At 40.2% G+C, this 10580-nt stretch carries 6 protein-coding genes; 4 read left to right on the forward strand and 2 right to left on the reverse strand.

Going from position 1 to position 10580, the window contains the following annotated elements; all coding sequences use genetic code 11:
- Positions 1–153 precede the first annotated feature (153 nt).
- Positions 154–2574, reverse strand: a complete 2421-nt coding sequence (locus F601_RS0100390) for a bifunctional 2',3'-cyclic-nucleotide 2'-phosphodiesterase/3'-nucleotidase (RefSeq protein ID WP_018163708.1) — start codon at positions 2572–2574, stop codon at positions 154–156.
- A gap of 353 nt (positions 2575–2927) precedes the next feature.
- Between F601_RS0100390 and F601_RS0100395 the strand changes: the two genes are divergently transcribed.
- The 4 genes from F601_RS0100395 (at position 2928) to F601_RS13200 (ending at position 8832) form a co-directional block, all read left to right on the forward strand.
- Entirely contained in the window at positions 2928–5147 is a 2220-nt protein-coding gene (locus F601_RS0100395) for a RelA/SpoT family protein (RefSeq protein ID WP_018163709.1), read from the forward strand.
- A 217-nt stretch (positions 5148–5364) separates the two neighbouring features.
- Positions 5365–5808, forward strand: a complete 444-nt coding sequence (gene dtd, locus F601_RS0100400) for a D-aminoacyl-tRNA deacylase (RefSeq protein WP_018163710.1) — start codon at positions 5365–5367, stop codon at positions 5806–5808.
- A gap of 327 nt (positions 5809–6135) precedes the next feature.
- Positions 6136–8031 carry a M13 family metallopeptidase gene (locus F601_RS0100405; protein ID WP_018163711.1) on the forward strand — a complete coding sequence of 632 codons (1896 nt, stop codon included), beginning with the start codon at positions 6136–6138 and terminating at the stop codon, positions 8029–8031.
- Positions 8032–8640: 609 nt separating this feature from the next.
- A complete protein-coding gene (locus F601_RS13200) occupies positions 8641–8832 on the forward strand; it encodes a hypothetical protein (protein ID WP_081600853.1) in 192 nt (63 codons plus the stop codon).
- 230 nt (positions 8833–9062) lie between these two features.
- On the opposite strand, the gene F601_RS0100420 is transcribed toward F601_RS13200, so the two are convergent.
- Positions 9063–10091, reverse strand: coding sequence for a S66 family peptidase (locus F601_RS0100420; protein ID WP_018163714.1), 1029 nt, complete (start codon positions 10089–10091; stop codon positions 9063–9065).
- Between the last annotated feature and the right edge of the window lie 489 nt (positions 10092–10580).

Consider the following 10580-nt stretch of genomic DNA (forward strand, 5'->3'; position numbering starts at 1 on the left):
GAAAACTCCTGCAGAAAGGCCAGCACGACCAGCATATTATCCCAAGTGCGACTATCCCACTAAACGGTGCAACAAGTAGTCCAATTGGACAAATGAAGAAATGGATTTAGGACTTTTGAAAAACTTTCCGAGAATAACTTGACACAAACCTATCTATTTGTTAGTCTTGCTTTGTTTTTTAGAGAAAAGTCCTGTCAATCCAATGACGACAAATCCAAGAAGGCTAAGAATCCTATTATCCTTTGAACCTGTTTTTGGAAGACCAGTGGTCTTATTTTGTGCAGGAGTCATAGTTTTTGCTTTTGCTTGTGTTTCAGCATAGGCAGTAGCAACCAATTCATGAATTTCTTGACGTTCTTGAGGTGTCAGCATTTCAGGATTATCGGTTTCTGCAGGTGTCTCAGTAGCGGGTTCAATATAAATGAAGCGGTAGTCACCAAAGCCTTCAGCACTTTCAGAAGCTGCGATGTATTCAACATCATCTCCAGAGACTAAATCTTTTGCCTTATCAGCAGTTTGGAAACGGATGTCTAATCCGGCAATGGTATTCGCAAATCCCCAGTTGTTATCAGCTGATGGATTGATAACTTTTTCAGTAACGATGTAATCAATAATAACTTGGCGGTTTTCAAGGTTTAGAATGCGGTTGATGCTTGCATTGCGTACACCAGGGAATGTGCCGCTAGCACGGTAGTTGTTAGTAGCAACCATAAATTCTTGGTCATCTGTAACTTCGACACCATTGTATTTCAGATCGCGTACACGGCTAGCATCAGGGTTAACTGTCTTACCATCTTTATCGTATTTATTAGGTTGAGTGACATCAAAGGTGTAGGTAACACCATCAATAACGTCAAAGTTATAAGTACGGTAATCAGTATTAATTAGATTTTGTGGGTCAGTACTATTTGGATCAATTTGATTGAATTGACCGGCAGACATTTCTAGCCATTCACGCAAGTCTGCACCAGTGATTTTCAAAACAGCTGTGACATTGTCATAAAGATAGAGGTCGGCAACGTTCTTAATAGCAATTGGACCTTCTGGAATATCTGTGTAAGCAGTGGCATCACCACGTGTACCAGCTTTAAAAGGTGCTGCTGCAGAAAGAAGCGGAAGTTCTCCTTCAGGCGTACCTGCCAATTCTTTTTGGACATACCATAGTTGAGCGTTGTTAACGATTTGAATAGAAGGATCATCTTTGACAAGGGAAAAGTAGCTTGTGATTGGAGCAGTAGTTGTTCCGACTTGCTGACGGACGTATGTAATAGTGCCGTCGTGGGATTCTTTAGCTAATGTGATAATTTCAGCATTTGCTTCATCAGACTTAGTATCAATCTTACGAATTTCACCGTGGCTCTTGGTTACTTGCCATTTACCATCAGTGTAAGTCAAGCCAAGGTCGATAATTCCAAGATGGTCACCGTATTTACCAGCCATAGTGACAGGTGTTCCGTTGATTTTACCATTAATCCCATCAACCCCATCATATTTTTCATAGAAGCCAGTGCCATCACCTGAAGGGAATTCAGCGTGAGAATGTCCTGTTACAACAGCATCAACCCCATCAATTCCAGCGATTTGGTAGCCGACATTTTCTTCACTTTCCTCATACTGGTCATCACCGATACCAGAGTGGGAAAGAACAATTACCAAATCAGCGCCAGCTTCTCGGATGACGGGAACAATAGCCTGGACAGCCTTAACAGCATCTTCAACGACAACTTTACCTTCAAGATTTGCCTTATCCCAATTTAAAATTTGTGGTGGGACAATGCCTGTGATTCCGATTTTCAAAGAGACTTGACGCCCTTCAGTATCTGTGAAGGTTTTTGTCACCATTTCATAAGTTTTAAAAACAGGTTGTTTTGTTTCAGCATCTAGAACATTGGCATTAACGACTGGAAGACTTGTCGATGAAAGGACAGTATTCAAGTAGTCTAGTCCATAGTTAAATTCATGATTTCCAAGAGTTGAGGCATCAAATCCAAGTGCGTTAAGAGCAGTGTACATTGGGTGCTCTTCGCCAGCTTCAACTGGATCTACGATGGCTTTATAGGTACCAAGTGGTGTACCTTGAATAAGGTCACCATTGTCAACAAGAACAACATTACTATTTTCAGCTTTAGCTTGGTCGATAAGGACAGCTGTTTTAGCAAGACCAATTGTTTGCGATGGCTTGTCTTGGTAATAGTCATAGTTGACGAGGTTGGTGTGGAGGTCTGTTGTTGAAAGGATACGAACATCAACATTAGCACCCTCTACAGGAGCAACCTCTTGAGTTTCAGCTTCAGTTACTTCTTGGCTAGCTGCTGGTTGCTCAATATTTGCAAGTACTTGTGGCTCTTCGGCAGGAGTTTCTGTCGTTTCAGTAAGGGTAGAGGCAGTAGCTTCTACATTTTCTTCAGTTTGTGCTGCTTCAACAGTGCTTTGAGTTTCTGCTGTAGTGAGACTTTCTTGTGTGGTCGATGCTGGTACGGGATTATTTTCTTCAGCTTCGACCTGTGTAGCTAGGCTGGCGGTTGCTAGTAATGATAATAGCAGAGCGCTTTTTGTGACATATTTCTTTGACATCTTTTTCTCCTTTTAAAATTTAGCCTGGAATTCTATTATATCTAAAGAAACCCTTTTCAACAAGCTAAAAACGAACATTTTTAGACATGGTAAAATTAAATGTACAAGTTTTTGTAAATAGAAACATGATTATTTACATCTTATCTTTCAGAATGTTTGTAGATTTTCATATGATACTTTCTGAAAATAAAGGAATTCATTTTGCTAGTCTTTTAGAGTAAAGATGTCAATGGATGACAAAGGTGCTCTTTTCAGCTATGTAAAGCGATTTCTTGGCATCATTCTTTTATTTTTAGCTTAAAAAGTGATAAAATAGGTACAACATAAGAGATAAGAGCAAGTAAGGGGTCAATATGGCAAAAGAAATCAATTTAACAGGAGAGGAAGTCGTTGCCTTAACAGCCGAGTACATGACCGAGGCTGATGTAGCCTTTGTTCAAAAGGCCTTGGATTATGCGACAGCAGCTCATTTTTATCAGGCAAGAAAATCAGGTGAACCCTACATTATCCACCCAATTCAGGTCGCTGGTATTTTAGCGGATTTACACCTTGATGCGGTCACTGTTGCCTGCGGTTTCCTCCATGATGTCGTAGAAGATACGGATATTACATTGGATGATATTGAACTTGATTTTGGCAAGGATGTTCGCGATATCGTTGATGGGGTAACCAAACTTGGTAAGGTAGAATACAAGTCACACGAAGAGCAGTTGGCTGAAAATCACCGTAAGATGCTTATGGCTATGTCTAAAGACATTCGTGTTATCTTGGTTAAATTAGCTGACCGCCTACACAATATGCGCACCCTTAAACATTTACGTAAGGATAAGCAAGAACGTATTTCCCGCGAAACAATGGAAATTTACGCACCACTTGCCCATCGTTTGGGGATTAGCCGTATCAAATGGGAATTAGAAGACCTGTCATTCCGTTACCTCAACGAAACTGAGTTTTATAAAATTTCCCACATGATGAGTGAAAAGCGTCGTGAACGTGAAGCTTTGGTAGATGAAATTGTCAAAAAGATTAAAGATTACACACAAGAGCAGGGACTCTACGGAGAAATCTATGGTCGACCAAAGCACATTTATTCAATTTATCGCAAAATGCGTGATAAGAAGAAACGTTTCGATCAGATTTTTGACTTGATTGCCATCCGCTGTATCATGGAAACACCAATTGATGTTTATGCCATGGTGGGCTATATTCATGAACTCTGGCATCCAATGCCAGGTCGTTTCAAAGATTATATTGCTGCGCCTAAAGCCAACGGTTACCAATCTATCCATACGACAGTTTTCGGTCCAAAAGGTCCTATCGAAATTCAAATTCGAACTAAGGAAATGCATGCTGTCGCTGAATATGGGGTTGCTGCTCACTGGGCTTACAAGAAAGGGATTAAGGGCAAGGTTAATCAGTCTGAACAAAGCCTTGGTATGAACTGGATTAAAGAGCTTGTCGAATTGCAGGATGCTTCAGAAGGGGATGCTCAGGACTTTGTGGATTCTGTTAAAGAAGACATCTTCTCAGAACGTATTTATGTCTTTACACCAACGGGCGCGGTTAAAGAATTACCTAAGGATTCTGGACCTATTGATTTCGCTTATGCTATTCACACCAAGGTTGGGGAAAAAGCAACAGGCGCCAAGGTTAACGGCCGTATGGTTCCTCTAACCGCTAAATTGAAGACGGGTGATACCTGTGAAATTGTGACTAATCCAAATTCTTTCGGACCTAGTCGCGACTGGATTAAGATTGTCAAAACCAATAAGGCAAGAAATAAAATTCGCCAATTTTTCAAAAATCAGGATAAGGAAATGTCTGTCAATAAAGGCCGTGAAATGCTGATTGATTATTTCCAAGAACAGGGCTATGTGGCTAATAAATACCTTGATAAGAAACATATTGATGCCATTTTGCCACGCTTGAGTGTTCGCAGTGAAGAAGCTCTCTATGCAGCAGTTGGTTTCGGTGAATTAAGTCCAGTCTCTGTTTTTAATCGTCTGACGGAAAAAGAACGTCGTGAGGAAGAGCGTGCTAAAGCTAAAGCTGAGGCAGAAGAACTTATGAAGGGCGGAGAAGTTAAGACTGAGAAGAAAGACGTCCTCAAGGTACACAGCGAAAATGGTGTTATCATCCAAGGTGCCTCAGGTCTTCTTATGCGTATTGCTAAATGCTGTAACCCAGTGCCTGGCGATCCGATTGAGGGATACATTACCAAAGGGCGTGGAATTGCCATTCACCGTGCGGACTGTAACAATATCAAGAGTCAGGACGGCTATGAACAACGCTTGATTGAGGTTGAGTGGGACGAGGAAAATACTCATAAGGATTATATGGCTGAGATTGATATCTATGGTCTCAACCGTTCAGGTCTCCTTAATGATGTTCTTCAAGTCTTGTCAAATGCGACCAAGAACATTGCTTCGGTCAATGCCCAACCGACTAAAGATATGAAGTTTGCCAATATTCACGTCAGCTTTGCTATTCCCAACCTGGCTAGTCTAACTACCATAGTTGATAAAATTAAGATTATTCCAGACGTTTATAGCGTTAAGCGTACTAATGGCTAATAATATAGTCATTTGAATTAACTTTGATACATCGTCACTTTCGTCTTGCCGTACGGCAGTTGAGAGAAACATAGTTTCTTCAAGACCAACCTCCAAGAGTCTATTCTCAGACTCTTGGAGCTGCCTACGCCTTACGTTCCTTGTCTGAAAGCTAATTCATTCGACTATAAAACCAGACAAGAAAAAGTCTGGTTTTGTTTTTATAGAAAGGTTTAAGATGAAAATTGTAATTCAGCGCGTGTCCCAGGCCTCTGTTTCTATTGATGGGGAAATAGCTGGCGCTATCAAGCAGGGTCTTTTGCTGCTAGTTGGCGTAGGACCTGACGATAGAGCAGAGGATAGGGCTTACGCGGTTAGAAAGATTGCCAACATGCGCATTTTTTCAGATGAAGCTGGTAAAATGAACTTGTCTGTCCAAGACATCAAGGGCAGCATTTTATCTATCTCACAGTTCACACTTTTTGCAGACACCAAAAAAGGCAACCGACCTGCCTTTACAGGAGCTGCCCAACCAGATATGGCCAGTCAATTTTATGATGACTTTAATCAAGAACTTGCCCAATATGTCCCCGTAGAAAAAGGAGTCTTTGGTGCAGATATGCAGGTCCAACTCATTAACGACGGACCAGTCACTATTATCTTGGATACTAAGAATAGGTAGTAATACTCTTTTAAAATCAAAAAGATACATCGTCAGTTTCGACTTGCCCTACTGCAGATGAGAGAAAGAAGTTTCTTTAAATTCCAATGCTCCAAGAGTCTATCCCCAGACTCTTGGAGCTGCCTTCGTCTCACTTCCTCGTCTGATTTTATTTGAGTATAAGAATCAAAAATCATTTTTTAAGCTCCAAGGTTTCTAGAAAAATCTTGGAGCTATTTTCTTGCTTGACTCACTTAAAGAAGCCTAGTTTTTAAAAAGCGACCTCAATACTGCACTTCTCCCTCATTTTTGATAAAATAGAAACGATTACATTTAGAGGAGAATAAAATGACACGTTATCAAGACGATTTCTATGATGCTGTTAATGGCGAGTGGGCCAAGACAGCAGTCATTCCTGATGACAAACCCCGTACAGGCGGTTTTACAGATTTGGCAGATGAGATTGAAAAACTCATGCTAGACACAACGGATGGCTGGTTGGCAGGTAAAAACCTTCCTGAAGACAGCATCTTGGCCAACTTTGTTAAACTTCACAAGATGACAGCCGACTACGACAAGCGTGAAGAAGTTGGTGTTGCCCCAGTTCTTCCTTTGATTGAAGAATATAAGGCTTTAGGGTCTTTTGCGGAATATGCTGCGCGCATTGCTGACTATGAAATGGCTGGAAAACCAAGTGTCTTCCCATTTGGTGTAGCCCCAGACTTCATGAATGCCCAGCTTAATGTGCTTTGGGCTGAGGCACCAGGCATCATCTTGCCTGATACAACCTACTACGCTGAAGACAATGAAAAAGGCAAGGAACTTCTTGCAACTTGGCGTAAAGCAAAAGAAGATATTCTGCCCAAATTTGGCTTTTCAAGTGAAGAAATCAAAGACTTACTAGATAAAATCATTGAATTGGATGCAAAATTAGCTCAATATGTCCTCTCTCGTGAAGAAGGTTCTGAATATGCTAAACTTTACCATCCCTATGATTGGTCTGATTTTGTTGCCTTGGCTCCGGAATTGCCATTGAATGATATTTTCACAGCTATCTTGGGTCAATTACCAGACAAGGTTATCGTTCCTGAGGAACGTTTCTGGACAGAATTTGCAGCAGAATACTACTCTGAAAAGAACTGGGACTTGCTTAAAGCAGCCTTGGTTATGGGAGCAGCAAACTCCTTTAATGGCTATCTAACAGATGAGATTCGTATCCTGTCAGGTGCCTATAGCCGTGCTCTTTCAGGTACCCCAGAGGCAATGGACAAGAAGAAAGCTGCTTATTACTTGGCAGAGGGACCATACAGCCAGGCCCTAGGACTATGGTATGCTGGTCAAAAATTCTCACCTGAAGCCAAGGCAGATGTCGAGCACAAGGTAGCGACAATGATTGATGTCTATAAATCACGCCTAGAAACTGCTGATTGGTTAGCGCCAGCGACACGTGAAAAAGCCATTGTCAAACTCAATGTCATCACACCACATATCGGTTATCCTGAGAAATTGCCAGAAACCTACGAGAAAAAAATCATTGATGAGAACTTATCTTTGGTGGAAAATGCTCAGAATTTAGCTAAAATTTCTATCGCTTATGGATGGAGCAAGTGGAACAAGCCGGTTGACCGTGACGAATGGCACATGCCAGCTCACATGGTAAATGCCTACTATGATCCGCAACAAAACCAGATTGTTTTCCCAGCCGCTATCTTGCAGGCACCATTCTATTCATTAGAACAAAGCTCATCAGCTAACTATGGTGGTATTGGTGCGGTTATCGCCCATGAAATTTCTCACGCCTTTGATACAAATGGTGCTTCTTTTGATGAACATGGCAGTCTCAATAACTGGTGGACTGATGAAGACTACGCAGCCTTCCAAACACGCACGGATAAGGTGGTTGCTCAATTTGACGGTCAGGAATCCTATGGTGCCAAAGTAAATGGTAAACTAACAGTTTCTGAGAACGTTGCCGACCTGGGTGGTGTTGCCTGTGCCTTGGAAGCTGCACAAAAAGAAGCAGACTTCTCAGCCCGTGACTTCTTTGTTAACTTCGCAACGATCTGGCGTATGAAGGCGCGTGAGGAGTTCATGCAAATGATGGCAGCAGTTGATGTCCACGCGCCAGGCAAACTTCGTACAAACATTACCTTGACTAACTTCCCAGAATTCCATGATGAATTTAAGGTTACAGAGGCAGATCCAATGTGGCGTGCCCCAGAAGATCGCGTGATTATCTGGTAATCAAAAGATATTCATATCAATATAAAAAAGTTCCAATTTGGAACTTTTTTATATTTGAAAATGAGAACGGTTGTCTGCTAAAACTCAAATAAAACCAAAATCAGACGAGGAAGTGAGGCGAAGGCGGTGCTTGACTAGGGTAAGTCAAAGCCGACACCTGTCATTTTGATTTCAAAAGATTGGCATTTTATTTTCGATGATTAAAACGATAACGAAGGTAAAGATAATAGATAATAATATAAATAATCCCGAGGATGAAGACCCAAAAAGATAGAGCATTAATTAGTAGGAAAGTTTTTGGGAAGTAGGATTTTAGGAGATAAAGAGCTCCCATCCACGTAAATAAAAGTACAAAGGGGAATAGCTTTTTCATTGAGACTGCCTCCAAGGTACTGATTAAACCTGAACAGTCTAAAGGGTTTAATCAGAAAATACATATGCATCTTTACTTAAATAATAGTAAAGTGATTATTGTTAAAAATGCCTTGAGAATAGACAAGGTCAAGTTAAATTGGTTTCTTGTGACTTGTTTATTGCTATTGTAAGATAAATTTTGAAAAAAAGTAAAACGTTTACATTGTTTTAGATACTGAGCTTCTTCTTAAAAATATGCTATACTATGTTCGATTTAGAGGAGGAGTTATAAAAAATACTAGTATCAATCTAACTGAGGATTCTGTTCTAAAAGCGATTAGTCTTTTTGCTCTGCCAATTCTTATTTCAAATGTCTTCCAGCAACTTTATAATACAGCTGACACCATGATTGTTGGGAATTATTTTCGAGTGTCATTGAATTACTAGGAAAAATTATTTTTGTAAGATTCCTAATTCCACACATGGGCTACTTTGGTGTTATCATTTGTGAGCCTCTTATTTGGCTTTTTATGACAAGCCAGCTATATTACGCCTACCGTAAACAGCCTATTATCAAACAAGAAATTGTCTATGAACGTAGGAAAGTCAAGTAAAAAATTTCATTTATCATTAGAGATAGAGTAAAGAGCCGGAAAACCAATTTCCAGCTCTCTTTTTTAATCATTTTCAAACGTAATAATCTCTTTATCCGCATCAACACGCGCGTGCACACCAAAAGGTACAATAGCCCTAGGTGTTGCATGACCAATGTTGAGATTGAAGAGGACCGGAAGGTCACCACCAACAATATTCAACAGTTCCTTCTTGTAATCGTCAGCATAAGTCTCATCCATAGGTTTGCCTACCAAAATACCGTTTAAAACCTCAAAAATACCGGTTTCCTTCAAGGTTTGTAACATTTTGCGGAACAAAGCTGGCGCTGGCTTTTCTTCACTGGTTTCAAGCAGTAAAATTTTTCCTTCCCAGTCTGAGAGAGCAGGGAAGAGTTGATACTTCTCACATAGTTCCTTACTGTCTTGGTATCTTGAATTATCAAAAATATCATAAAGAGATTCCAGACAGCCACCTAAAATCTCACCTTCAAATTGACTAGGGCCTTGTAATAGTTCAAAACCAGAATTAGGGTGACTGATACGAGCTGTACCTAGTGCATTCTCACTAAAGTCAGTTCTTTCTTCATACCAGATATCACTAGGTCTGATTTCTGAAATTTTCCCATTCACAATCAATTCCTTGAAATAGTGCAGGCTGTAAGGCAGCATATCATTGTCCAATTCACAAGTATCAGCTAAAAAGGACTGCCCATAAAAGGTCTTGATACCTAGCTTGTGGAGCATAAGGTGGTTCATAGTGGTGTCTGAGAAACCAAGAAAGACTTTCTGATTGATGACTTGTTTCAGCTGGTCATTTTCAAAAAGGTAGGGCAGCAGGCGATAGGTGTCATCACCGCCAATAGCACATAAAATCATATCAATACTGTCATCAGCAAAAGCATCTATCAAATCTTGAGCCCGTGCCTGAGGATTTTCCTTAATAAAATCTAATCCCTTTTGAGCGTGAGGCAAAAACTTAACTTCCAGACCTAAATCTCTGAGACGTTGGAGACCCAAATCCACCTCATGCTTAACAAAGTCCTCTCCAATAATACCACTAGACAAACTGACGATACCAAGAGTTTTAATCATACCTGTACCTCCTAAACATAATCCAGCTATGCATGGAATCATATGACCGAATAAAAGATTCTTTTAGTAAGAAAAGTATTTTATAACACAATCTCTTTTCCATATCAATAGAATGATTGCCATATTCTATCATAAAGCCAGTTAAAAGTCACCTCTTCTTAGAAAAAGAAAGAACGCCGATTTCTCGACGTTCCCTCAGGAGATTTATGAAAAAGAAAAGTTTTTACGATAGTCGTTGCGACTTTAGTCGCTTACGAATATCTATGCAAAGACATCCCAAGAGCTAGTCCTTTAGGACCTAGTGATTGGTTGATGTCTACTGCTAGGATTCCTATTTCTAGGATGTTTATAGTATAAGGCCTTTAGCTTAACTAACTCTTAAACTTTTCTTTAGCTTTTCTTAATTTAAAGTTATAGAAGTTTCTTGTTTTATAGGTTCAGTATAGCGTAAAAAAGAGAAAACCAGCAAAACTTTCCATTTTAGGGAAA

Source organism: Streptococcus henryi DSM 19005 (assembly GCF_000376985.1).
In the GTDB taxonomy this organism is placed as follows: Bacteria; Bacillota; Bacilli; order Lactobacillales; family Streptococcaceae; genus Streptococcus; species Streptococcus henryi.